This is a genomic window from Rhodococcus sp. Eu-32 (genome assembly GCF_003336925.1).
Classification (GTDB): domain Bacteria; phylum Actinomycetota; class Actinomycetes; order Mycobacteriales; family Mycobacteriaceae; genus Rhodococcoides; species Rhodococcoides kyotonensis_B.
In genome coordinates this window covers 58,490-82,242 of the sequence record NZ_QGNK01000016.1, presented here as the reverse complement: position 1 = coordinate 82,242, position 23,753 = coordinate 58,490, and the positions used below count along the sequence as shown (strand labels likewise).

At 64.8% G+C, this 23,753-nt stretch carries 32 protein-coding genes; 3 read left to right on the top strand and 29 right to left on the bottom strand.

Translation table 11 applies throughout. The annotated features are described in order from the left end of the window. Positions 1–9: 9 nt before the first annotated feature. The 14 genes from DK926_RS26725 to DK926_RS19010 form a co-directional block, all read right to left on the bottom strand. Positions 10–972, bottom strand: a complete 963-nt coding sequence (locus tag DK926_RS26725) for a hypothetical protein (RefSeq protein WP_165839616.1) — start codon at positions 970–972, stop codon at positions 10–12. Positions 973–975: 3 nt separating this feature from the next. After that, positions 976–1,374, bottom strand: coding sequence for a hypothetical protein (locus tag DK926_RS19070; protein ID WP_125833423.1), 399 nt, complete (start codon positions 1,372–1,374; stop codon positions 976–978). 3 nt (positions 1,375–1,377) lie between these two features. Next, a complete protein-coding gene (locus DK926_RS19065) occupies positions 1,378–1,578 on the bottom strand; it encodes a hypothetical protein (protein WP_165839615.1) in 201 nt (66 codons plus the stop codon). Further along, on the bottom strand, positions 1,578–1,865 hold the full coding sequence (locus tag DK926_RS19060) for a hypothetical protein (protein WP_114331712.1): 288 nt from the start codon (positions 1,863–1,865) through the stop codon (positions 1,578–1,580). Before DK926_RS19060 ends, DK926_RS19065 begins: the two co-directional genes overlap by 1 nt. Continuing rightward, positions 1,865–2,152 carry a hypothetical protein gene (locus DK926_RS19055; RefSeq protein ID WP_114331711.1) on the bottom strand — a complete coding sequence of 96 codons (288 nt, stop codon included), beginning with the start codon at positions 2,150–2,152 and terminating at the stop codon, positions 1,865–1,867. Before DK926_RS19055 ends, DK926_RS19060 begins: the two co-directional genes overlap by 1 nt. Position 2,153: 1 nt before the next feature. Continuing rightward, the gene (locus DK926_RS19050) at positions 2,154–2,978 is read right to left on the bottom strand and encodes a hypothetical protein (protein WP_114331710.1); all 825 of its coding nucleotides are present in this window, start codon (positions 2,976–2,978) and stop codon (positions 2,154–2,156) included. After that, positions 2,978–3,508, bottom strand: coding sequence for a M23 family metallopeptidase (locus DK926_RS19045; protein WP_243636901.1), 531 nt, complete (start codon positions 3,506–3,508; stop codon positions 2,978–2,980). Before DK926_RS19045 ends, DK926_RS19050 begins: the two co-directional genes overlap by 1 nt. Then, a complete protein-coding gene (locus tag DK926_RS19040) occupies positions 3,505–3,897 on the bottom strand; it encodes a hypothetical protein (protein WP_125833422.1) in 393 nt (130 codons plus the stop codon). The genes DK926_RS19045 and DK926_RS19040 overlap by 4 nt, the downstream gene beginning before the upstream one ends. An 8-nt stretch (positions 3,898–3,905) precedes the next feature. Beyond that, on the bottom strand, positions 3,906–5,474 hold the full coding sequence (locus DK926_RS19035; RefSeq protein ID WP_114331708.1) for a hypothetical protein: 1,569 nt from the start codon (positions 5,472–5,474) through the stop codon (positions 3,906–3,908). A gap of 3 nt (positions 5,475–5,477) precedes the next feature. Further along, complete coding sequence (locus tag DK926_RS19030; protein WP_243636900.1) at positions 5,478–6,134, bottom strand: hypothetical protein; 657 nt, start codon at positions 6,132–6,134, stop codon at positions 5,478–5,480. Between the two features lie 179 nt (positions 6,135–6,313). Next, positions 6,314–11,695 (bottom strand): hypothetical protein, encoded by a 5,382-nt coding sequence (locus DK926_RS19025; protein ID WP_114331706.1) that lies wholly within the window; start codon positions 11,693–11,695, stop codon positions 6,314–6,316. A 20-nt stretch (positions 11,696–11,715) separates the two neighbouring features. Beyond that, positions 11,716–12,471: a hypothetical protein gene (locus DK926_RS19020; protein WP_243636899.1), complete on the bottom strand. Its 756-nt coding sequence runs from the start codon at positions 12,469–12,471 to the stop codon at positions 11,716–11,718. Positions 12,472–12,515: 44 nt separating this feature from the next. Then, complete coding sequence (locus DK926_RS19015) at positions 12,516–12,878, bottom strand: hypothetical protein (protein ID WP_243636898.1); 363 nt, start codon at positions 12,876–12,878, stop codon at positions 12,516–12,518. Then, positions 12,875–13,204, bottom strand: coding sequence for a hypothetical protein (locus tag DK926_RS19010; RefSeq protein WP_114331704.1), 330 nt, complete (start codon positions 13,202–13,204; stop codon positions 12,875–12,877). Before DK926_RS19010 ends, DK926_RS19015 begins: the two co-directional genes overlap by 4 nt. A 219-nt stretch (positions 13,205–13,423) precedes the next feature. On the opposite strand from DK926_RS19010, the gene DK926_RS19005 reads away from it, so the two are divergent. After that, complete coding sequence (locus DK926_RS19005; protein ID WP_125833421.1) at positions 13,424–13,687, top strand: hypothetical protein; 264 nt, start codon at positions 13,424–13,426, stop codon at positions 13,685–13,687. Here DK926_RS19005 and DK926_RS26720 read toward each other — a convergent pair. Continuing rightward, on the bottom strand, positions 13,656–13,817 hold the full coding sequence (locus tag DK926_RS26720) for a hypothetical protein (RefSeq protein ID WP_165839614.1): 162 nt from the start codon (positions 13,815–13,817) through the stop codon (positions 13,656–13,658). The two genes, DK926_RS19005 and DK926_RS26720, sit on opposite strands and share 32 nt — an antisense overlap. Further along, positions 13,817–14,149, bottom strand: coding sequence for a hypothetical protein (locus DK926_RS18995; RefSeq protein WP_125833420.1), 333 nt, complete (start codon positions 14,147–14,149; stop codon positions 13,817–13,819). The genes DK926_RS26720 and DK926_RS18995 overlap by 1 nt, the downstream gene beginning before the upstream one ends. Before the next feature lie 113 nt (positions 14,150–14,262). On the opposite strand from DK926_RS18995, the gene DK926_RS26715 reads away from it, so the two are divergent. Both DK926_RS26715 and DK926_RS26710 read left to right on the top strand, forming a co-directional pair. Further along, positions 14,263–14,412: a hypothetical protein gene (locus tag DK926_RS26715; RefSeq protein ID WP_165839613.1), complete on the top strand. Its 150-nt coding sequence runs from the start codon at positions 14,263–14,265 to the stop codon at positions 14,410–14,412. A gap of 11 nt (positions 14,413–14,423) precedes the next feature. Next, positions 14,424–14,600, top strand: a complete 177-nt coding sequence (locus tag DK926_RS26710; RefSeq protein WP_165839612.1) for a hypothetical protein — start codon at positions 14,424–14,426, stop codon at positions 14,598–14,600. A gap of 6 nt (positions 14,601–14,606) precedes the next feature. Here the strand turns inward: DK926_RS26710 and DK926_RS18990 are convergent, their stop codons facing one another. The 13 genes from DK926_RS18990 to DK926_RS18930 form a co-directional block, all read right to left on the bottom strand. Next, positions 14,607–15,443 carry an SGNH/GDSL hydrolase family protein gene (locus tag DK926_RS18990; protein WP_165839611.1) on the bottom strand — a complete coding sequence of 279 codons (837 nt, stop codon included), beginning with the start codon at positions 15,441–15,443 and terminating at the stop codon, positions 14,607–14,609. Between the two features lie 99 nt (positions 15,444–15,542). Next, positions 15,543–15,761, bottom strand: a complete 219-nt coding sequence (locus DK926_RS18985; RefSeq protein WP_114331699.1) for a hypothetical protein — start codon at positions 15,759–15,761, stop codon at positions 15,543–15,545. An 8-nt stretch (positions 15,762–15,769) separates the two neighbouring features. Further along, positions 15,770–17,191, bottom strand: a complete 1,422-nt coding sequence (locus DK926_RS18980; protein WP_114331698.1) for a hypothetical protein — start codon at positions 17,189–17,191, stop codon at positions 15,770–15,772. A 135-nt stretch (positions 17,192–17,326) separates the two neighbouring features. Next, positions 17,327–18,001, bottom strand: a complete 675-nt coding sequence (locus DK926_RS18975) for a hypothetical protein (protein ID WP_114331755.1) — start codon at positions 17,999–18,001, stop codon at positions 17,327–17,329. A gap of 71 nt (positions 18,002–18,072) precedes the next feature. Further along, positions 18,073–18,480 carry a hypothetical protein gene (locus DK926_RS18970; RefSeq protein ID WP_114331697.1) on the bottom strand — a complete coding sequence of 136 codons (408 nt, stop codon included), beginning with the start codon at positions 18,478–18,480 and terminating at the stop codon, positions 18,073–18,075. Then, positions 18,480–18,812, bottom strand: a complete 333-nt coding sequence (locus DK926_RS18965) for a hypothetical protein (RefSeq protein WP_114331696.1) — start codon at positions 18,810–18,812, stop codon at positions 18,480–18,482. Before DK926_RS18965 ends, DK926_RS18970 begins: the two co-directional genes overlap by 1 nt. After that, positions 18,805–19,137 carry a hypothetical protein gene (locus DK926_RS18960; RefSeq protein ID WP_114331695.1) on the bottom strand — a complete coding sequence of 111 codons (333 nt, stop codon included), beginning with the start codon at positions 19,135–19,137 and terminating at the stop codon, positions 18,805–18,807. The genes DK926_RS18965 and DK926_RS18960 overlap by 8 nt, the downstream gene beginning before the upstream one ends. After that, positions 19,137–19,493: a Gp19/Gp15/Gp42 family protein gene (locus DK926_RS18955; protein WP_114331694.1), complete on the bottom strand. Its 357-nt coding sequence runs from the start codon at positions 19,491–19,493 to the stop codon at positions 19,137–19,139. The genes DK926_RS18960 and DK926_RS18955 overlap by 1 nt, the downstream gene beginning before the upstream one ends. Positions 19,494–19,506: 13 nt before the next feature. Beyond that, complete coding sequence (locus DK926_RS18950) at positions 19,507–19,890, bottom strand: hypothetical protein (protein ID WP_114331693.1); 384 nt, start codon at positions 19,888–19,890, stop codon at positions 19,507–19,509. Next, positions 19,890–20,819 (bottom strand): hypothetical protein, encoded by a 930-nt coding sequence (locus tag DK926_RS18945; protein WP_114331692.1) that lies wholly within the window; start codon positions 20,817–20,819, stop codon positions 19,890–19,892. The genes DK926_RS18950 and DK926_RS18945 overlap by 1 nt, the downstream gene beginning before the upstream one ends. 3 nt (positions 20,820–20,822) lie before the next feature. Further along, positions 20,823–21,233 carry a hypothetical protein gene (locus DK926_RS18940; protein ID WP_114331691.1) on the bottom strand — a complete coding sequence of 137 codons (411 nt, stop codon included), beginning with the start codon at positions 21,231–21,233 and terminating at the stop codon, positions 20,823–20,825. Further along, a complete protein-coding gene (locus DK926_RS18935; protein ID WP_114331690.1) occupies positions 21,233–22,474 on the bottom strand; it encodes a head maturation protease, ClpP-related in 1,242 nt (413 codons plus the stop codon). The genes DK926_RS18940 and DK926_RS18935 overlap by 1 nt, the downstream gene beginning before the upstream one ends. Next, entirely contained in the window at positions 22,471–23,745 is a 1,275-nt protein-coding gene (locus tag DK926_RS18930; protein ID WP_243636897.1) for a DUF935 domain-containing protein, read from the bottom strand. Before DK926_RS18930 ends, DK926_RS18935 begins: the two co-directional genes overlap by 4 nt. Positions 23,746–23,753: the final 8 nt, after the last annotated feature.

Here is a 23,753-nt window from a genome sequence, read left to right as displayed (position 1 = left end):
TGAGGTCTCCTAGTTGAAGTAGACGCGCACGACGACAAGGCCTGCTGCGCCATTGCCGCCATTGCCGATGGTTCCGGCAAAGTTGTAGTTGGCGCCACCGCCACCGCCACCGCCTGGGTAGCCGCCATGCCCGCCGTTGCCCGACGCACCCGACACGCTCTCGCCGCCGCCACCGCCAGACCCCGGTCCGATAAGCCCTTCCGGCGCTGGTACGCCGTTCTCGCCATTCTTGCTCGACGTAGTGCCAGCGGCACCGCCTGGGGAAAATGGGCCGTTTCCGCCAGGGCGCGCACCGTCGCCCGATTCCGAATACCCCTTGCCGCCAGAGCCGTTGTAGTACAGCTCAGTTCCAAATCCTGGAATTGCGCCGCTCGGCTGACACCGACCTCCGCCGACGTTGAGGAGTGACCCGAAGGCGCTGGCCCCGCCCGAAGCGCCGAGGCTGCCGTCGCTGATGCCACCGCCTCCGCCTGGACCGACGGTGACTGCGACCGATGAGGGAACCTCGGCCGCCAGAAACTCGTACCATTTTGTCCACCCACCAGAACCACCGCCTGGGTTGACTGTGCGCTGATAGCGAGCACCCCCAGCCCCGCCGCCGATCAGTGTGACTTGAATGCGTGTTGCGCCTGTTGGTTTCGTGAACGTCCCCGACTGCGCGAACGTGAACTGGGTGACGCCGCCGGCGAGCTCGTCGATGCGGTTGTCCACGCGTGGGATCTCGACGTCGGCGACGTGGTTCACTTTGTTCTTGACGCCGAGAAGTCCGCCGATCAGGTCTCCGAGTCCGCCGCCGCCTGTGCCTCCGAAGATGCCGCCAACGAGCGAGGATATGAAGCCTGCCAGTCCATTCGCGAATCCTCCAAAGAGGATTCCGATCAATCCATTCTTCGTGAAGTCCGTCGCCATCTCAGAGACGTCGGACCAGCCCGTGTTCGGCTGCGTGCCGGTTGAGTGGTCGGGAGAGGTCATCTGTCACCTCCCATCGCGACCCTTGCTGCCCTTTGGGCAGTCGGTGCGCTTCTCGGAACGCTGTATCCGGACCAAGACGAACGTCATTGCGGTGACTGCAACAACGAGGCACCAGTACATCTCGACGCGGATCACGCCGCGGCCCAGGTAGTTCGAGCCGAGGTAGATCGACGCGGCGTTCTGCGTCAACACAATCGACAGCGACAGCATCACGTACAGCAGCGAGCGGCCCGCGTTCAGCAGCCGCCACCGCGACCGCGTCGCATACAGAATGGTGAACACCCACGACGCTGTTGCCGCAACGAGCAGCAAAATATCGCCAGCCTGTTTCGCCTCGAATGCCGCCGCCAGCGCAGCGCCAACCGCAAGCGTCGTAGCCGATGCTGCAATAGCTCGGTACACCAGCTACCTTCTTTCCATCGAGACCGCGATCGCGGTTGTGAATCCGTTTGCGGACACCAGCTCTTGCGCTCGTGCTCCCGCGCGCTGAGCTTCCGGTGTTTTCTTCTTGACCTCGGCGAGATGCTCGCGGCGTTCCGACAGCTGCTCATCCAGGCTGCGAATGGCGCTTTCGTTCCCCGCCTTTTTTCTGCTGAACGGCCACATCACGTCACCTGCTTGTCGGCGATCTCGTGGAGCGCTTCGGCGATGTGGGTGGCGAGGTTCGCGCCAGGCAGTAGCGCCGTGTTCTGTTTTGACACTTCCGAAGAGATGCCTTGCTCGGTATCCAGCAACTCGTAGAGCTTGTCGATCTGCTTATCCTTGGCTGCCATCTCGCGGTCGTGCTGCGCCTTGGTGATCAGTCGGCCGGATAGCAGTAGCAGTACGACGAGGACAAGCAAAGCGCCTGCTCCTACGTCCCCGATGGGGACACTGGCCAGCAGTTCTGCCATCAGTCCTCCGCGCGGTGGCGTCCGACGTACTCCTCGATCTCAGCTACCTGCTTCTCGGTCACGCCATTCGGAGTGAGTCGCACGCCGATGGTGGCGAGCACCTGAATGGCGACAGCGACACCGACTGTCGTCTGCTCGGGGACGTCGACGCCGAGGCTGACGAGCACCCAGATGACGTTAATCGCGAGGCCGACCAGTGAAGTGATCGTGTTGCTGTACCGCTTGACGAGGGGCTGCTCGGCGACGAGATCGCGGAGTGCTTCGAGTCCTGCGTTGAGAGTGGTCATGTCACTTGCCTTCCGTCGTGGGGCGCGGTGCCGGGTTGGGGGTCTTGTTCGCCTCGAACAATGCGTCGAGCTTCTTCTCGACGCGGTCGAGCTGTCCGACCTGGAAGTTGCCGATCTGAAGCAACCGCCCGACGGCGTCGACGAGGCTGCGGCGCTTGCGTAGGAAGTCGCCGAGCTGCGGCCAGCCGCGGCCTTCGTCCTTGCTGTCCGGTCCGAGTAGCTGGTTCTGAATTTCGTCTGCTGCTGCCATGTCGAACTCCTCAATGGGTAGGAGCGCGTCGCCGAGTGCGAGCGCGCGGTAGTAGAACTTGCGTCGGTCGTCGATACCGTGCTGGCCGCCGTTGACGGCTTGCGTTGCACCGATCAGGTTTTCGGCGTCGGCGAGTGCATTCATCTGCGGTCGCTCGGTGGTCCAGTACCAGACCGCGCCGAGGAATCCGTACTCCGGCAGCGACAAGAGTGTCGGCTCGTCGAGGAATTTCGTTGGGCTGTCAACGTAGCCCTTCTGGTGCGCCCATCGCGAGAGGTTGGCGTAGTGGTTGCGGCCGGTCACCTGGATCGGACCGCGGCCCTTGAACCGCCGCCCGTCACCCTGCTGCGTGTTCCCGAGATCCTTCCGCCACTCGTACGCCGAGCCGTCCGCGATCTCTTCCATCCACTTCAGACCGCCGGACTCGTGACCGATCTGGCTGCACCACATCGTCACTCGCAAGATCGTCGTGCATCCGGCCTGAATCAGTGCGCGGTTGAAGTGCGGTGCCAGTTCCTCGTACCGTGCCATCGGAACACGGTTGTCCATCGCTTTCGCGAGCGTCTGGGCGTCCATCAGCGCGGCCCCAGGAACTGCTCGAGCACGTCGTCCCACAGCGCGGACTCGTCGGGCTGTGCTGCGGCCGGGACTGAGTCACCGGGCCACAGCGCGCCTGCCAGCCAGGGCAGCGGGTCGATCTGCGATCCTGGCAGCCAGATCGACGGGTGCACTTCCAGATGCAGATGCGGCCCCGTGGCCTGACCGTTCGCACCGACATAGCCGATGTGCTGTCCGGCGTCGACCCACTGGCCGCGCTTCAACCCGGTCGCGAACGCATCCCACATGTGGCCATACACCGTTGTGCCGCTACCGGCTTCGGTCGGGTGATCGATCACGATCCACTGACCAAAGCCCGTTGCAGCACCGATGTACTGGATGATGCCGCCTTGGCAGGCGTAGATCTTTCGGCCCTCGCTGCCGCCGGGGTAGCCGAAGTCTTGACCCATGTGGCCTTCGCGACGCCCGGTGACCGGGTTGACGCGTGCGCCGAACGGCGACTCGTAGCTCACGCCCCGTTCGAGCGGGTAGAACCGCGGTGCGGTCACTGGCCCTCCTCGTATTCCTCGGTCGGGCCCGCGTACGCTGTCAGCAGGTCTTGGACGAATGCGCCACGCTCGGTGGGAGGTAGCTCTTCCAGCTTCGCCTTCACCTGCGCGAGGGGATCAGCGGCGACGGTCGGCTCGGGCCGAGTCTTGGCCGTCCACTTGCCGGGGTTGTGTGGATGAATCGCGCCGACCTGAGGCGGGTCGTAGCGATCGAGGGATTCGCGCACCTGCTCGAATCCCTGGCGCTCGAGATGACGTCCGAGCGAGTTCATCGCGTCCGGTTCGAACTTCATCGGCGGCGAATCCTCGCCGTTCGACGGCGGATGCATGAACAGGTACGCGAGCGGGTGCATGCCCTCGTCGCGCATCACGGCTTCGATGTCGGCCACAGATCCTCCTAGATGGAGCTGGCGTGCTGTTGTAGTGCGCCAGCGAAGGTTTCGAGATGTCGGAGTGCGGTGGTTCCGGGCGGTTCCTGCTGGCGGTAGTCGCCGACCGAGATCGTCCACATGGGCGGGTCCTCGCGGGAGCCGGTCTGCTTGGCGCTGGCGATGTTCGACAGCCACACCTTGTCTGCGATCTCGAATCCGCAGTGCTGGCCGACGTCGACGTGCTTGCCGAGCATGTACGGCGACGCGTCGTCGACGGCAGCGGCGAAGCTGACGTAACCGCGCGCCTTGAACAGGCCGACGCGGCCGGTCTGCAGGCCGGATGGCGAGACCGCCACTCCCCCGCCGGATTCGAACCCGGACTTGTGCGCGTACCGACCCATGGCCGCCTTGCGGTTGAAGTCGGTGAAGATCGCCCAGGCGAGAATGATGTCCTCGACGGCCTTGTCGAATATGCCGAGAGTCAGCCATGGCATGCCGATGAGTTGGCCGAGCATGCCGAGCAGGATGTTCGAGATGAGCTTGGCGCCCTGGTTGATGGCGTCGGGCGACTTTCCGCCCGTGGTGATCGTGTGCTCGAGCGGCTTATGGATCGTCATCTTCGACCGCAGTCCGAGGTGCTGATCCTTGCGCCAGATCACGTACGGGGTGTCGCCGGTGATCGACGACGGGTCGGTGTTCGGATCGGCGATCGTGACCTGCTCGGTCGTGCCGTCGGGCAGGATGATGCGCAGCAGGTCGCGGATCGCGTCGAGGATCGTTCCCGTGATGCCCGAGACCGGTTTGCGCTGCTTGACGTCGAACACGATCGTCGGCCGGTCGAGTGTCATATGGTTCGGCGCGGGCTGCGGATCGCCTGGCAGCCACAGTTTTGCGGTCAGTTGCAGGCCAGCATCTTCGAGCGTCGGCTTGACCAGGTCGTAGAAGTTGTCCATGCGCGCGCCCAGGACGCACCACTCGGATTTCTTCTCCGATTCGAGCAGCGGCAGCATGACCATCGGCCACTCGGCGTTGCGGAAGTTCGCGCGCCAGTTGGCCGGTGACCAGATGTCGAACCCGGGAATCCAGAACGACGCCTGCTCACGCCACAGGTTCCGGAACATGTAACCCTTGACGACGCCGATCGAGTTGCCCGCCTGCAGGTCCACCTTGGGTACCTGGATCAGGATCGTCGACATGGTGTTCGGCCAGCACCGGATATGCTTTGTCTCGTCGAAGATGTGCAGCGCGACGGGCCGCACAACCTCGATGCCGTTCTCGTCGACGTCGGTCTCGATGTCGTAGACCTTGTAGGTCTCCCGCTTCCACTTCGTCTCGAAGACGAGGAAGATGTCTGCGTCGACGGGCTGCTCGAGCAACCACTTGGACAGGTCGTCCTCGGATGGCAGCTCGAACCATGCCTCGCCGGCGTCGTTGCAGATGTCTTCCCACGAGTAGTTGTTGAAGCCCTCGACGTCGCCGACGTAGCTCAGCGACTTGTCGCGGATGTGAATCCGCGGCGGCGAGTTGGCATCTCGCTGATCCTGCTCGAACTGCTCATCGATGATCCGTAGACCCTCATCGAGGCTGTAGACCACAGATCACCCCCACGGCATCTCGTGATTACGGCGCATGATCGCGCGAATCTGACCCGGCGCCGACGCAGTGACGACGACCGGCAGCTTGACGGGCTTCATGACCCGCTTCGGGATCTCGTACATGAACGACAGGCCACGCAGAGCGGGTAGCTGGTTGGTGCCATCCGCCGACGACAGCGTCTCGAACGTCTTGCGGGTGCGGACCTTCCACACGTTCGTCTGCGCCGGAATGGGAACCATGCGCCCCGACAGCGCATCGGGAAGTTGCAGGGACGTCATCGGGTCGCCGCCCCATTCCATCCACAGCGGCACGTCGGTCTTGTTGTCGATCTCGAATTCGAGATTCGTCGTGCCGATGCCGAAGTTCTTCGTGATCGTGTCGACGCCCGAGGTCAGGAACGGCCAGCAGGCGACGGCGACCATCTCGATTTCCATCCGATTGGATTGCATCGAGAACGTGCCGACATCCGGCTGCATCTCACGATCGAGACGCAGCCGGAGTGTCCGCTCGCCGTACGCTTCGGAGCGGGTGAGCATTTCGAGGTCGGCGTCGAAGTCCCACGCCTCGTTCCACGCCACGAACAGCTCTTCGAGATCGCGCCTGGTGCGACCTTCGAGACGAACCCGAAAGTCGACCAGACGCTCCTCGGTCTTCGTCATTCGAGGAGTCGAGCCGATCTGATACGCGCGAGACGTGCGAGTAGGAGTCCGCGGGGCGCGCTTGAACACACCGTTAAGACCGTGGCGAATCCACGCATCTCGATCGTTGTGCCTCGGCCCGCCCAGCGGCCAGTAACTCCCATCGACGCCCCGAATCGCAATCGACTCGTGCATCGACATCATCGGCGCCTCGACAGGTACCTACGCGAATCCTGACGCTCGTGAAGGCTGAGCTCGTCCATCGTTCCTCGATCCACCCTTCCGGTCACGTTGTACGTAGCGCCGCTGTTGACCGGCGCGTACTCGAGCGATTCGCGAGCCGACGACGAGAACGCCTCGGGCGGTGCGTTTGTCGCGTTGTGCATCCGGTCGAGCATCGGCACGAGCTGCTCGAACGCTTCCGTCTGACGAGGCGAGAGAACCCGCTCGGGATGGATGACGTTCTTGAGCATGAAGCCCTTGCCGCCTGCGAGACCGCCGCGGTCGTACCAGTTGTTCTTCTCCCAGAACGACTTCGCGGCGAGAGGATCGCCGTAGCGATCCTTGATGTACTTCGCGCCCGCCTGACCTTGGATGTACCCGTCCGGATTCTCGTCCGGCAGGTATTGATCCTTGGTCGACCCGAGGAACTGGAACAGTCCGAACGCACCCGAGGATGGGTTGCGCGCGAGTGGATTCCAGCTCGATTCCTTTCCGATGATCCATTCGGCCGCAGCCCACTGATCACCGGAGTCCCAGCCGTACGGCTTGAACGCGGCCTTGACCTTGTCCACCACCGACGCAGACTGGCTCGGTGTTTCGTCGACAGGTGCAGCCGGGACGGCTGGCGTTTCGGGCGACGCAGTAGGTTGCGCCGTCGATCCACCGGTCGTGTCGGCCGCGCCCGTGGGCGAGGTGGTGTTGTCGAAGGTGGCCTCGTTCCTGGTGCTGTGGCCGCGCTCGTCGACCAACTTCAGACCTTCGAAGCGGTCGCCGAATCCGGCCATGCCGAGCAGGTCGTTGCCCCACTCGGCCAGCAGCGAGGTGCCGATCTGCGCACCGACGCCGAGCCAGTCGACATCGAACGCGTTGGTCTGCGTATCGCTGCCGTATGTCGCCGCCGTGGCTGCGGCCTGGTTGCTGGCTTCGGTGCCCGCGGCAGGGTCGGCCTGCTGCGGGAGCGGCTTCATGCCGAGCGCTCCTGCGAAGTCGCCCTTCATGAACAGGTCGCGAAGCGCGAACACCTGCTCCCAGTTCAGGATCGCCTCGGGCTTGCCCGTCTCGTTGTTGACGAGGGAGCGGCCGTTGGGGATCCAGCCACCGCGGTCACGGAACAGGCCTCCAGTGAGGACATCACCGATGTCCTTGGCCTTGTTCCATGCCCCCGACAGCATCTCGCCGAGATTTAACGCCTTGTCAGCGAGGAATCCTGACACCTTGTCGCGTCCCGCATCGAGGTACCTCGGCGGGATGCCGAGGTACTCCGGCGGCGGTGAACCGATAGCAGACGCGATGGTTTCTTTGATCGGATTGAGCGCCTTGTCGAGCACTTCGGCGATCTTCGACTGCAGGAACGACTCCTGGGCCGCGCTACTGATGATGGCGCTACTGCCTACGCCCCCATCCTGAATGCCCGGAACGCCATTAGCGTTGAACAGGGCATGGATGTGGTCCCAGTGGTTCTGGGTGACGGAACCTCGGTCTTCCATCAAGTTGCCCACGCCGCCGGCCGGCTTGTAGAACTGCTTCCAGATTGTGTAGTTCAGCCCAAGGGCATTCATCTGAGCGTGTAGCCAGTCGTTGACCTGCGTTCCGATCGGATCGCCGGTCATGACGTCGAGGGCAAGTCCCGACGGGTGGTCGGGGTATGGATCGCTGGCGCGATAGCCGCCGATTGTTCCGATCGTGGGCCAGTACTTATGGATGTTGCGTCGCGCCAGAATCGCAGCGGGCTTCAAGTTTGCCTCGCCGCCGCCACCTGGCCACGGTGCAGCATTCAGATCGACTGGTCCACCAACGGCATAGAGCGCCGGGCCGCCATGGAGCGCAGCCATCCGCATCTTCTGAACTTCTTCGTGACCTCCCGCCGCCTGAACCTCTTTCGCGGTCCAGACGTGCTCGCCATTCGAGAGCATGGCCGGAATGTCGTCGGACGTTCCAGTGCCAGGGCCGAACACCGATCCGCCCCGGGCGAACTCAGGAATGGTCGGCAGCGGCTCCATCGGATCGATACCCGGCAGGAATCCGGCGATGGCGTTCCACGCCTTCAGGATTCCGCCGTTGAATACCGTGCCGATCATGTAATTGACCGGCTTGGCCAGGTAGCCGCGAACCTTGTCCCACTGCTCCCCAATGCCTCGCGCGGTGGTCGTGACGAACTCCCCCACCTTGCGGAGCGCGCCCATGAAGTTATCGAAGGCACCCACCGCGACGTCGACGACCGTCGACACGACGGTTCCGACGAGGTTGAAGTAGCGCTCGACGACGTTCTCGTACCACCAGGAGATGACCGAGCCGACCTCACGGATGCGATCCATGAAGTAGCCGAGGACAGGCATGATCACGTTGTTGTAGACCCACGTGATGACCGCCTCGATGCCCTTCCATGCGGCCTGCACGATGTTCCGGAACGTCTCGGAATTCTTGTACGCCACCACGACTGCGGCCACGAGTCCCGCCAGCAGCGCGATGATGAGACCGATGGGGTTGGCGCTCATCGCCGCGTTCAGGGCCCACTGTGCTGCCGTCGCGATACCGGTCGCCGCCGAGGTGGCAACCATGACGACCTTGCTCGCAACCCACGCCGCGGCAGCTCTCGTCGCCGAGATGATGCCGAGGTTGGTCACCGCGTTCCACGCCGTCTGAGCGACGGTGCCCGCAAGCAGTGCCACCCGGTGTGCCGTCAGCGCGATGGTGTTCGCGCCGAGCGTTGCAGTGGACCTACCGGTCGCCGCAGCGAAGATGCCCTGCGCAACTGACGCGCCGAACATCGCGGCATTCCAGATGGTCATCGCGACGCCGACGAGCTTCACCGCGGTGACGACCGCCAGGAGCAGCGGTGCCATCGGGGCGAGGCTCGCGATGACCGTCGCAAGAATCGGCGCCAGGACCGCAAGGATCTCGGCCCATGGAGAGAACGCCGCGACCAAGCCCGGAAGTACCGGGGCGAGGTTGGTCAGCGCCTCCCCGAGCGCGGGCATGAGCGTCTCGGCCATGCTCATCAGACCGGGCAGCGAATCCGTGATCGCCTGCCCCATCGACGCGAAACCGGGTGCCAACCCGGCTGCGGCTACCGATCCGAACTGGCTGAACAGGTCGAACAGTGGACCGACGACGGCACCAATGTTCTCGAATGTCTGACGGATTCCGTCGAACGTCCCCTTGAGGTCATCGCCGGTGATGTTTTTCAGTCGCTCACCGAGACCGAACAGGAAGTCGTTGATCGTCGCCCCGGCGCCCGAGAACGTCTCGGCAGCGGTTCCGAGTACCTGAATCAGTCCGGAGAAGAAGTTGCCGATTCCGTTCTTGTCGCCCGTGAAGTTGTCGAAGAACGCCTTCGAGCCGGCGATCATGCGATTCAGGCCGTCGACCGCCTCTGGGCTGGCGATCGAGTTCACGACCTGTGACCCGATGGCGCCGAGGGTGGCTGCCAACCCGCCGAGTTGTGGCTGCAGCGTGCCGAGCAGTCCACCGAGCTGACCGAACGATCCGATCATCGCGCCACTGAACTGATCTGTGACGCTTTGGCGGAGGTCCTTGAATGCCTGCAGCATCGGCGCCAACCGCTCGCCGATCATGGCGTCGAACGGATCGATCGACGACGATCCGCCGGACTGCGCCTCGGCCATGCTGGCGTAGGCATCCGCAACGGCTTCCGCCGCGTCGACGTTGGCCTGCGCGACGTCCTTCTGTGTCTGCGCCAGGTTCGCCTGAGCATCGCTCAGTCGTTCCTGTGCGTCGACCTCGCGCTCCTTGGCGGCGACGACCTTGTCCGAGCCCTCGATACCGCGGGCCTGGGCGTCGGCGATCTCCGCGCGTTCCTGTGCGCTCGATGCCTTGATCTCCTCGAATGCCTGCTCGGCTTCGCGGACACCGAGGTTCGCGCGCCAGCGATCGAGATTGTCGGCATCCGGGTCCGCGAGTGTCTCGCGGAGAGTCTTCTGCGCCTCGGCGAGCGAGAGCGATGCGCCCTCTTCGTCGAGCGCGAGACCCTTGAGACTGCGGGCGTAACCCTGCGCGTCGCGGGTGGCTTCCTGGCGCGCCTTGTTGACGTCCTCCTGGGCGTCCTTGACGTCTTCCTGCGCCTCGACGACATCTTTCTCGGCGTCGACGATCTGACGTGCGCCCTGCTCGGCGGTACGAGCCTGCGACTTCTTCGCCTGCTCGACTGCCTTGACCGCCGCCGCCGTCTTCGACGCGCCGGTATCGATCGCCTTCTGCGAGTCCGTCCACGCCTTGACTCCCGCGGACAGGCCGGAGAAGGCCATGCCCGCGACAGCGATGGCGGGGCCGAGAATGCCAGCAGCAGCAGCCGCGACAGTTCCCATGGCGGCCGCAAGCGCGGTGAGCCCCTGGACCATCGGCCCGACGACGAAGTTGCCGACGACCGAACCGAGCGCAGCGATCGCGCCCAGCGCCACAGCAGAGCCGACTGTGACCACGCCGAGAACGCGGCCCAGTCGCGTCAGGGTTCCGACGACCTTGGCGACCGTTGCCAACACGAGAAGTGCAGCGGTCACCCGTCCGATGTCGCGCGCGAGAATGCCCGCCGCACGAGCTGCCAGCTTGAGCGCTCCCGCGAGCCGCACGATCCCAGCACCCGACACCGCGCGCACGGCCATCGAGCTGGCGAGCATTCCCACGCCGAACGAGCGCGCCGCGCGTGCGGCGAGGTTGATGACCATCGCGACAGTGCCGACATTCCGGATCACCGAGCTGGCCGCGCCGCTGGCAACCGCGAATCCGGCGACCAAAGCGCGCATTCCGGAGCCGATGGCAGCGGCGAATCCCGCGATGAAGCCGCGGCCCTGCCTGTCGCCAGCGGAGTTCGCATTCACCGCACGGCTGATGCCGCCGACGAACTTCGCTCCCACGGCTTCTCCGCCTCGGCCGAACTTGGCACCGAGACGCTGCAGGAACGAATCGCTGTCCGACTCGGCGCGACGGGTGTCGAGCTTGGTCTCGATTCGTGTGACGCGACTGCTCGCACGGGCCCGCTTGGCCTCGGCAGCGTTCAGTGCAGCAGCGGCAGCGTGGCTGTCGCGCTTGGCCTTTGCGACCTTGTCCTCGGCTGCGGCGAGACGGTTCGCGTCGGCGACACCCTTCTGTCGCAGCGCGAACAGTTGCTTCTCGGCGGCGAGCACCGAACCGGCCGCCGCTGCCTGCTTCTTGCGCGCGGCGGCCGATTCGCGGCCCGACTTCTCGAGCTCGGCCTTGGCCTTGTTCAGCGACTTGCGGTCGAGTTCTACATCGACGTGCTGAGTGACCTTGTTGGACTTGACTGCAGAACGGACGCGCTTGAAATACGCATCCATCGACGGCATGACGTTGATATAGGTCTCGCCGCCCTGGAGGTTGGGCACAGCGCTTCACCCCCTGTAGGTCACGCCAGAATCGGCTTGTATCGACTCCCCAGCACCTGCGCGCCGATTTCGTCGTGGTCACGGAACGACCGGAGCTCCTCGGCCTGAGCGCGGCCAGTGAGCGGACGAGGCAGGTTCTTCGGCGGTCGGCCGCCCTTGCCCTTGAACTTCTGCGACGCACCCCATGTCGCGTGCTCGATGCGGCGGAGCGTCTCCACCATCTCGGTCTGCCGCTCACGTTCCGAGGTCCAGCCGACGAGAGAGGGTCGGCGGGAAGGCGGTTTGATCTCACCCTCGGATTCGAGTTTCAGCATGGCCTCGGCACGCCCGACGTCACTGCCGACAGCGGCGAGATACCAGCCACCCTCGGGCATGCGAGAGAGCAGCCGAAGCAGCTGATTCCATGGGGTGTTTCGGTGATCGCGCACCCAGTCGTAGAGGCTGGGCGCGTTCGGGATGTACATCAGGTCGCACTCGATGTCGGGGCCGTACTTGTCGATCTCGTCGATCAGCTCCGACCAACCGATGCGCGGCGCGACCAGGATTCCGAAGTGCTCGCGAATGTCATCGACAAGGTCGGCGAGTTCCGAGACCGGGCGCTTCTCGAAGTGCTCGATGATCAGGTCGGCCGTTTCCTCGCCGACGAGGAGATCGAGCTGATCGGTGACCGACGTGACGAGGTCGAGTTCGGCGATGTTCTCGGCGGCCGGGGGGTCGATCACGATGTCGGGTGCATCGTCGATCTCGACGAAGAACGGGCCGACCGCCTCTGACATCAGAGTGACAAAGAAGGAGGGCCCGCTCCCGTCGTCGTCCATCGTCAGCGGCGGCGGCGATCTCGCCGACGACGATCGGCGCGGTTTCCGGCTGCCTCGGTGTCGAACAGGCCGAAGTGCCGCGAGATGTCCTGGGCGAGATCGACGAGGACGTCGGGGTGCAGAGGCTCGAGGAACTCGACGAGATCCGCGTAGTCCTCACCGAGGAACAATTTGAGGACCTGACGAGACGTCTTCGCCTCTTCGATGTCCATGACCGTTCCGGCGTCCGGTTCGGTCACGGTGAACTCAGGGCTCCCCGGGAGCGTGAACACGAACGGTTCCTTCGCGGCTCGCGCGTCGGTTCCGTAGGTGCGGACGTTCTTGTTCACCGAGCCGCTCGGGGCGTCATAGTTCGAGTCGCTCACTGAGCACCGCCGCTGCGTCGTCCGGCTGCCTTGCCGGTGGTGGGAGCGGGCGCAGACTCGTCGGCGGCAGGAGCCACCGGGTCAGCCGCGAGGGCCTGGGCATCCGCAGAGGTCGCGGCGTCGTTCGCTGTCAGCGAGGCGGGATCGACGGTGTCGGTGTCGACCTGCGCAGCGTCGGGCTCGGCCGCGCCCTCCACCGAGTACCCCCGGGTGATGAGGTCGTTGTATTCCGCGAGCGTCGACGCGGTGAACTCGCGGCCATCCGGCGCGGTCAGCCTGGTCGGCCGGAATGCCTTTTTGTCGAACTGCTGCATCTTGGTTCCCATCTGGGAGCCCTCCTTCGGTGTGGCGATCGGTTTTGCGGCCTGGAGACACCGGGCAGGCGGTCGACCGCCGATCTCCGCCTGCCCGGTGGATTGAGGGCCCGTGATTCGGGCACGAAAAAACGCCCATGCTTTCGCACAGGCGTTCGAAGTCTGTTAGGTTGTCGATAGCGGGACTCGGAGGGAAGCCGGGTCCCGCTATCGCTTTCTCGGGAGGTGGTCGTGGTGAATCACAACTCGCTGCACGCAGTCACCGGAGGCTGGGCCGAGACGCCGCCGACACACTGCCACAACGGCCACGAGTTCGGTCCGCGTCGCGTCCTCGTCGGCAGCTACGTCTGCTCGTGCGACATCCATCATCACCGGACTCACCGGTGCCGCGCGTGCGACGACGTCGTCTACACGCCGCCACTCGGGCCGGGCTGTCAGTCCGGCAGCTTCGACGGCCGCGCGATCACTCGGGGTCGGACAGACCCGGAGCTGTAGCCGACTCGTCGATGATCAGATCGTCGGACCCGAGATACCGGTAAGCGCGACGGCCATCGGGCAAGGTGACCCAGCCCGCCTGGCCTTCGTCGGGCGCTGGACGGAACGTGAAGTCATGCTCATCAGGCATCAGACCGTTTCCGGCCATTCACTAAGTTCTTCCCATTCGCCGAACGGGGGCTTGTTCGGTCCCAAAATCACTGCGGCGACATCTTTGTCAGGGTGAGTGAGGTCATCCCAATTGAGGATGTCTTCGACCTCGATCTGATCCACACCCTGTCCGATGGTGTATCCGCCGGGCTGTTGCATCTGAGCGGCGAGGCGGTCCACGTCGGACGCCCCGGGGAATTTGTCGACGTAACCCAGCCCAGATTCCTTGTGCCCCACGACGGTGAACTGGCCGTCGATGCGTCGCCAGATGTGACTGCCAGGGCGCGGGCGAACTGTCCTATTTGCGGTCATGCGGCCAGGGTAATCATTAGGCCCGACAGCGACCTATCTACTGCGCAGCTTTCCTCGTGTTATGCGCCGCTTTCAGATGCGCGTTGCACCCCCCGCCGGTTAGCCTCTCGCGCATGCAATCAGACAAAGCGGCACAGCTGCACAAGAAGTGGATCGACGAAGGCAACAAGCACTGCGATCACCCCAAGACCGAGCGCGAGTACTACCTCGGAACCGCAACCGGCGACCGCGTTTGCACCACGTGCGGCGCGGACTATCTGTAGCGTTCCCGCGCATGTGGATCACAATCGCTTACGCCGACGGCCGAACCGAATCGCTCCGAGGAAACATCGCAGAGGTGGACCTCTACAGCGGGCACCTGTACATCAAGGACGACACCGGGAAGGTCGTCGCTGAACGCGACGACGTCATTGGCGTTTCCAAGCTGTCCGTCCCCGCCGACCAGAGCTAGACCGACCTACGCCCCGGTGGGCTGGACGAAGGTGATCCGCTTCAAAAGCGTGTCCGCGATTGCCCGGTAGCCTTCGTCGTTCGGGTGAAAGTCGTCACTGATGCCGCCGAACTTCTCCAGCCCAGCGGGGCCACGGTAGTCCTCGCGCGGGTACAGCTTGTACATCGTGACGAACTTGCCGTCACGCTGGGTGCACTGCTCCTCGATCACGTTGTTGTACGGGTCGGAGCCAAAGCCGCCGCCAGCGCTTCCCCAGGTTCCGACGCAGATCAGTGGAACGCCCGGTGTCTTCGCGCGGATCTTGTCGAGCAGTGCACCGTAGGTGGCGGTGAAATCGGGAATCGGCGTCTGGCCGCCGACGTCGTTCGTGCCGAGTTCGACGATCGCAAGATCGAGGTTGTCGGGGACGTCGACGATGCTCGCCACGACGCCCGCGCCTGCACCGGATCGCTCCGACGCGGCGGCTTCGACCGGGCCTTGCTTCGACAGCTCGTTGACCATCACCCCACGGAATCCCTTGTCCTGCGTGGAGGCGTAGAGGCCGTAGGTGAGCGAGTCTCCGGTGAACAGGACGCGTAGCGGCCGGTCGGCGGGACGGACAACCTGGGCGTTCAGCTTGCGGTCCAACTCGGCGACACGATCGGCTTCAGCCTGGACGAATTTCTCGGCGGCAATCTTGTCCTGCGCGGCGGCTTCGGCGGGGTCCAGGCCGTAGTCGCGGGTGAGAGCGTACGCGGAGACGCCGACCGTGAAGAGAACGAGAACGATGACTGCGATGACCGCCCGGTTCTGCGGTAGCAGCGTCTCTCGTGACGATCGATTCCTACGACGTGCGCCGCTCATGAAGCCCTCCGAATTGCCTGATTGATGCGCGAAGCATATCGGCGGAAAGCGGTTCATGTTGCACAGCGTCATTCAGTCGAATGACGCTGTGCGCGGCGGCTACTCGGTAGGTGCGGCGGTCTCGCCCAGCTCTGCCTGCTCCATCTGAGCGAGCTGGGCGGGCAGTGATGCCAGGGCCTCGGCCACCTTCGACACGGGCAACGTCGACGGCTGCACAGCCGGTCCCGGTTCCATCTCTTCGCCGTCGTCCCACACGAGGACGGGCTGCACGATGACGTGCGCGACGCGGAGTCGGCGGGTGGGGTTCTGCTCGGTCACGTTGTCTCCTATGCCTGCAACAGGCCGTAGCCTGTCGTTCCGTTGAGGTCCTGAATCAGGGCCATGACGACGCCCGCGAGATCCGCGAGCGTGACGGTGCCGGTGTCGAACGTCGTGCGCTTCGCCGTGCCGGTCGGCACTGCCCAGCCGGTGCGCTTCGCGACGGCGGTAGCCCCGAAGAACGAGAGCTGCCCACCGGTTCGCAGACGCATGATCTCGGTGGCGGTGCCGAACGTGCCCAGCGCCGTCGACTGACCGGCTGTTTCGAACAGCAGGTTCGATCCGTTGCCGCGCAGACGGGCGGGCCACCACGACCCCGCTGACCCCGTGTTGTTCATGAACGTCAGCGCGGGACCGGTGCCTTCGACGACGTCTAGGGTGACGTGACTGCGCGACGCAGCGGCGACGGTGTTGTTGGACCGGGCCCGGAACGCCGCCGCGTTCGTCTCGATGTCGGCGCCGATCTCGAGTACGCCGGTCGCGGACCGGACCAAGCCGCCCTTGCCGTTCGCGCCCTGCCACTGAAAGAAATGCTTCGTCGCGTCAGTCTCGTACGAGATGAGCTGCAACAGCGGAGCCGCGCCCCCCGTGACGACTTTCTGCTCCATGAACACCGCAGGAGCCAGAGCGGACTTCTGTTCGACGGCCATGCCGTACGCGGTGGCCGACGTGATCGTCGCCGCCTGCTCGATCTTGAAACCGACAGCCTGGGCCTTGTTGCGGACGATCGCGAAGCCGGTGTTGCCGTTGTCCAGGCCTGCGCCGATGAACCATCCGCCAGCGGACTGCGCACCCGCGAGCAGGTGCCAGATGTACCCGCCGCTGTCGCCGTTGTGGATGTACTCCCACCGGGCGACCCTGCCGTCACCGGGGCTGCGCAGGATCGGAATGTTCGACGGGTCGGTGACCCACGGGGTTGTCGCGAGTGTCCACAGCGCCGCCTCGGTCGCGTCGTAGTTGGCCCGCGTCGTTCCGTTGGCGATGCGGGAGATTGCGGCACCGGACGGCGCGATGACGACCTGGCCCGCAGTGACGGCGGTGTTCGCCTTCCATGCGGGCGCGTACAGCGCGTCGGCTTCGGTCTTGGCGAGGCCGCCACCGGTCGGCGTCCACAGCGCTTCCTCCGTGGCGTCGAACTGCGCACGCGAAGTTCCGTTCGCTGTGCGGGTTGCGGTCTTGCCGTTCGGCAGGAGTACCGGAGCGCCCGCCGAGTACGAAGTCGACGGCTGCCACAAGGGTGCATAACGTGTGTCAGCTTCCGTTTCGGAGAGCTTGTCGGCGAGTGCGTCGGCGACAGCTTGCGCATTCGCCTTGTTGCCGAGCCCGTCGTGCGCATCCTTGATGCCCTTCTCGATGCGGTTGAGATTCGTGGCGTCGATGGGCGTCGTGGTGTTCGGCTTTCCGAACCACGTCCTCGGATTGAATGGCATCGCGAAATCCCCTCAGGATGCGTCGTGCTCGATCGGATGAGATAGCAGTCGGGATCGCCCCCGCGTCTCCCGGCACTGCTCAGCCGGGGAACACGTCGTTGCCGGGGAACAGGTCGTTCCCCGGCAACAGGGGCACTAAGGGGTTGCCTTCGTGAATCCGGCGTCCTCGAGAACACGGAGCCAGCCGGGGCCGCCGAAGAAGTGCCGCACTGAGACGCCGAACTCCGTGTCGACCATCGCGTTGACGGTCGTCGGCCAGGTGAGCGAACCTTCGCCGTCGGTGATGGTCTGCTCACCCATCTCCACGACCTCGCCGGCGTAGAACTGGCGGCCGACGTAAATCGTGTCGACGCCCGTGTTCGCCTTCGAGATCAGGACGTACCGCAGGCGGCGGATGGCAGCGATCGCGGGCGCGTCGAACGCGACCTCACCGGTGACCGCGTCAGCCTGCATCGCCGACAGGTCGACACCGAGGTTGTTCTCGATGTTGTGCCGGTTCGTTTCGAGGCCGGTGAAGTTCATCCCCGAGATGTCCGAGGTGAAGTCGGAACGGACCGGGTTCGAGTAACCGATCGCGTTGATGTCGGACTTCTCCATCTCGCGCGAGAGCGTGATGGCGTCTTCCTTGTTCAGGAGTCCGAAATCGAATGCGCCGTCGGGAAGTTCGGCAAGCGCCGCCTGCGGACCTGCCGTCAGGAATTCGATCGGCGCGACGGTCATCGGCATGCCGAAGACGTGCGCTTCGTTGGGCTTGAGAATCAGTTCGCGCTGGTGACGGGCGACTTCGAGTTCGCCGACTCTGCTGGGCATGATGCCTCCTTGTGGCATGGGTGAGGCCCGCAGCGGTCGGCGCTACGGGTGAAGGGGTCGAGCTGGGAAGATCAGCGACGCGGTCGCTGCAGGCCGAGCAGGTAGTACGCGATCTCGCGGCGGGCTTCCGGATTCTCGTACGGCTCGGCTTCGGGCGGGGTGTCGGTGCGGCAGAAGTCCACGCACACCGGCTTCGGCTCGCCGTCGACGACGATCTCCCGCCCGGAGATGTTCAGCATTCGCTGCTGCACGCGGCGGGCCAGATTGGATGCGCCGCGCGGATCGGGATGGTGGCAGGTGACACTCACCCGCGGATAGTCGGTGATGCCGTCGTCGCTGCCGCCGACACGGTTGATCTGGATGCCGATACCGTCGTCCTCGATCGGGGGTTCGGTGTCGGTCTCCTCGATGTCGGCAAGGAACGCCATGAGGACGTCCTCGACGTTCGGGTAGAGCGTCTCGTCGAGTTCGACGACCATCAGCGACGCCTGCCTTTCCCGTTCATGGCACGCATCGCAGCGGCGACGGCCCGGACTCGCTTGGAGCGCCTGGTGCCGAACAGCGCCGAGAGGTTGCCCTCGGAGTAAGCGACGATGCGATGACCAGGATTTCCATGCCGGTCGACCGCCGGCTCCTTGCGGACCTTGGCCGCGAGATTGCCCGTACCGCCGGGGACTCGCGCCGCCGAATGGAACGCAGCAATGCCGATGTCCGCACGACGACTCGTGGCAGCGCGTACCGCCCGAGAGTTCGCGACCGCCTTCTTGTCGCGGGCGGTGAACTTGAATGTTCCGGGTTTCGGATCAGCCATTGGCCACTCCCCCATTCCATTTCGTCAACGTGCCCCAGACGTGATCGGCAATGCCGTCCTCGTCGAACCACGTCTGCAGATCACCGTCGACATGAAGTCGGTCGCCGATTCCATCGACGGCGAGGACGTTCTCGGTGGACTCAGGAAATCCGACCGGGGCGAAGATCGTCCACTGCTCCGAGCGTTCCAGCGGAACACCCTCGGTCGACGAGATGGGCTGAACCGAACATCCGGGGTACTCGGCGGCCGTGACCTCGGTATGCACGCCGCGTTTACCGAGCTGGCGCACGACCACGCGGACCGTCTGACTTCCGAGCTCCTCCATCAGCAATCACCGAAGCGGTACTGCGGCATGGTCGCGAGCGAGATGCCGAGGAGTTGCTTATGAAAGTCGGTGATGACCAGCGATCCGCCCGGGTCGACGAGCGTCCCTGACCGGGTGACGCCGCCGACCGTTCGCGAGTACTGGGTGTGGCCCGCGTATTTCGCGTTCGTCAGAGCATTCCGGACGACGTCGACGACGACATACTGCGCCTGCGGGTGATCGTCGGCAAGGTCGGGCTTGCGGTCTCGAATCCACTGCGAGACCGCGGCGATCTTCGCGACGATATCCGCCTCATCAGTGCCGGAGGGTGGGCGCCAGCCGTTCAGCACATCTTCCGCTGTCGCGAAATCGGCCATGTGCGCCCACCTCCTACTTGGCGTCCAGCTTGTCGACAGCCGCGATCAGCTGATCCTTGTCCAGGCCGGTGGTATCGATGCCGCGCAGGGTTGCGTACTTCTCCCACGCAGGCTCGGTGGCGGTCGCCTTCGGACGCGGCGGAACCTTGCCCTGCTCGATCACCTTGCGAGCCGCTTCCTGTTCGGCGGCGACACGCTCGGCCTCGGCCTTCTTCTGGGCCTCGGCATCGCCCTGGTCGGTCGAGTCATCCTCGACGTCGTCGGCGAGCTTGATCGCCCCGGCGCGAAGCAAGCGAGCGACCTGGTCGGCTGGCGGATCGAGCAGCGAGCCCTTCCGGTGCCGAACGCCCTCCGCGTCCTTCCACAGTGACGCCGTGACGACGTACGCCCCGGACATCAGGCGATCCCCGTGATCCAGCAAGCGGACTCGGGCTCGTCCACGCCGATCATGCGGATCTGCGTGGTGTCCGAACGCCACGACTCGGTCGGTCCGCCGTTGGGGCCGCCGCCCTCGGGGTACGTGCCGGTGCCTTCGAGCGGGCGAGGATCGGCGTAGAAGCCGGTGATTCCGCGCTGGCACACCAGGCCACGATCGAGCGGCCACAGCGGCGAGTGCAGCACGTTCAGGTTGAGCACCTTGTTCGGGAGCAGGCCCGTGTAGGTGATCGACTTGTCTGCGACGTTGCCGACGTAGATCTTGTTGAACTCCTCGTTGTCCATGAAGTCGTACAGCACGGAGCTGTTCAGGACGAGGGTGTCGGGACGGAACCCCTTGGGCTTGGTCGGGTCGCCGTTGTGGACCGTGCTCGCGATGAGCTTGGCGGCTTCCTTGACGTCCGAGCGGATCTTGCTGGTCGCGTCCTCCCATTCGGCGGTCGCTGCAACCTCGGGCACCGAGGCAGATTCCAGCGCGTCGCGGAATGCCAGATCGTTCGCCTGGATCACCGTGTTCGAGACTGCGGTAATCTGCTTGCGAACCTTGTCGATCTGGTTGAAGTCACGCATCTCGCGCGAGACACGCACCGCCGCAGCGGTCTTGACGCCGCGAGCGACCTCGGGCAGACCCTCGCCCAGGTCGAACACCGGGATCTCGCCGAACTCGGCGACGGCCTCGGGGTTACCGTCGAGGAACAGCGGTACCGAGCGCTCGAACTGCACCAACAGGCTGCCGGGGTTGCCGGCGTTGCGGAACATCGCTTCGCCGATGATGTTGTCGCGAACCAGGTCGATGACGCGCTGGGGAATCGCCTTCGGATTCCCCATGATCTGATCGACGGTGATGTTTCGGCCGTCGTCGATCGAGACGGTCGACTTCGTGCTAGCCATGAATCAGCCTCCCAATCGGACGAGGACCGTGTTGTCCGCGTCGGTGTTCTTTTCGATGACGCGGCCCACGATCTGGGTGACCTTCGCCGTCTCGGACGCCTTCTTCACCGCGCCTGCGGTGTGTGCGACGACGAGATCGCCCGGATTCGCGGAGCCGTTGGACTTGATCGGCACCACGGCAGGCGCGGATGCGACCGCGACCTGATCGGTGCCGACGTACAGCACGCCGGGTGCGGGTGCTGCCTTCGGCGCGGCGTCGGTCAGCGCTACGCCGAGAACCTTCTCGGAGTCTGCGGTTGCGGGGACGGCGCTCCGCGGTCCCGTGCCCGGGTGGACGACCTGGCCGCCGACGATCGGCGCCTCGGCCGTGTGGGTGATCCGACCCTTGTCGAACTTGACGGTAATTCCCGGCATCAGAAGCCCTCCAGACCCTTGTAGGCATCGCTCTCGCGAATGTTCGTGACCTCGTCGACGTCAGTCGACTCGTTCTGCCCGTGACCGAGCTCGGCGACGGGAACCAGACCCTTCTCGAGACTGTCGAGGACCTGGGTTGCGCCGTCGCGGTCGGCGGCCAGTGCGGTGAGCCAGTGCTCGCGGCGAGCGGGAGCGATGCGGCCGTCCTTGATCGCGTTGGTCACGAGCGCCTCGTCGGCGTCGCGCAACTGCTGGGCGCGGGCTTCGCGTCCCTGGCTGGCGGATGCGACGACCTCGTCGTACTGAGCCTGGTCGATGATCGTCAGGCCGTGCTTGCGCGCGTAGTTCGACACCTGCGACGGCGTCGGCTCGCCGGTGGTGTCACTGCCGGCGTCGGATGTCTGCTCTGCGAGCGCCTCGTCGACGGCCGAGAGTACGGTCTCGTCGTCAGCATCGGCGTCGAATCCGAAGCGTTCAGCGAGGCCTTCCTTAAGAGTGGGCACAGTGCCCTCCTTTCCTGCGTCCCCGGCCTCGGTGGCAGAGGAATTCTTGGGGCGGGTGGCGAGGTTCGCCGGCTTGGGCGCCGCGTGTCGTCCCGCGTAGTTGAAGATGGTCAGGTCGAACTTGTTGGTCGCCTTGTCGGCGTCGGCGTCGGTTCCCTCGACGCGGTCCGCGAGGCCAGCTTCGACGGCTTCCTCGGCGGAGTACCAGGTTTCGGCCTGCATGGCGCTGCGCCACTCGGCGTTTTCGCCGCCTGCGCGTTCGGCGTAGATGCTGGCGATGTTCTCGCCCATCTTGTCGAGGTACGCCGCGTAGTCGGCCATGTCCTTCGGGTTGCCGACACAGACGCCGTTGGGGTCGTGAATCATCATCTGGCTGTTGCGATTCATCACGACCGTCTCACCCGCCATTGCGATCATCGATGCGGCGCTCGCGGCGAGGCCGTCGACGATGGTGGTGACCTTTGCCTTGTGTCCGCGCAGCGCGTTCAGAATCGCGATGCCGTCGTAGGCGAATCCGCCGGGTGAGTTGATGTGGACCGTGATCTCGTCCGCCGTGATCTCGGCGAGGTCTCGCGCGAACTGGTTGGCACTGATTCCGCCCCAAAACGATTCGCCGATCTCGTCGTAGATGTAGATCTCGGCGGGTCCGTCGTCGTCGGCCTTGTTCTGAATGCGGTACCAGTCCCGCTTCTTCGCCGAGGTGTTCGTCGGCACTCCCATGCCGTTTCGGATGTTCACTCGTCCACCCCTTCGGCGGTGTCGGGCGCCCGATCGGCGCTGTCGGGATCGGGTGCGGTGAGCCCGAACTTCTGCCGCAGCGCGATCTTCAGGTCGTCATCGGGCTCGAGGAGTCCGTTCTGCACCAGGGTTCCGAGCGCTGCTGCAGTCGCGTCCTGACGAGAACCGATCTCGTCGAACACGATTCGCGGCGCGGGCTCGTCCTCGCCGAAGTTGAGATCGACCAGGTCCTCGACGACGTGCGCGTTGGAGACGTCGCGGATGAACTCTCCGAGCGCCTGGACGGACTGAGCGAACGGGTCAGCGAGGACTGACGCGAGCGCGTACGAGCCGCCGCGATCGAGGTTCAGGAAGTGGGCGAGGCCTGCGAGCGCAATCGACTTGTCGTGGTAGTTGATTGCGGCCTGCATGTCGGGCAGGTTTCCCGAGACGCCCTTCAGTTCGAGCGTCTGACCGGGCGCGAGACCGACGCCCGAGGACATTCCGCCGCGATAGCTCGACGCGAGGTCCTGCATGTGTTTGACCTCGTCGTCGTTCTTGGTCGCCGCGGTGCCCACGGGCACGCCCATGCCGTTTCGACGAGCCGTTGCGGCCTGCAGGCGCAGGTACTCGTCCTTAAGCAGCCAGTGCTTATAGGCCGGTCGCAGGATCGAGCTACCCTTCCAGTCGCCGGGTTCCGGATCTCGGACGTAGGCCACCAGCCGAGAGACCGGAATCTTGACCTTGCCGAGTCCGTAGACCACGCGCTTGGTGCTCGCCGGGGCGTACTGTTCGATCGCTTCGAGTCCGCCATCGAGGGCGACCAGGATGTCCGAGATCGTCTTCTGCGGACGCGGTGCGAGCTTGTGCAGCCGAGCCCGAGTGCCGTCTTCGTTGATCGAGTACACCTGCTCGAAGTAGCTGTGCCCGTACGGCAGCATCAGCAGAACGGTCTGCAGGTGCTGCGCCCACGAGAATCGGCCCTTCGTGCGCGGCAACGAATCGGGCTCGGACCCGAGAATCGGCAGCCCAAGGTTGCGCGCGACGTCTTCGGTGACCTCGTCGCGGGCTCCGTTCGGGTCGATCCACCAGTTCGCGCTGCGAATCGGCAGGCCGATCGCCTGGAGAACGGACGACACTCGGCCGTCCTCCTTCATCATTCGGCTGTAGACGCGGTTGCACTGCGGCCACTGAAGTTCGACCAGTTCCTCGTCGTCGTTCCAGAGCTGCAGCGCCGTGGCCTGATCGGTGACGTAACCGGTTTCGCGCGACGGCACGACGATGTCGACCATTGGTCACC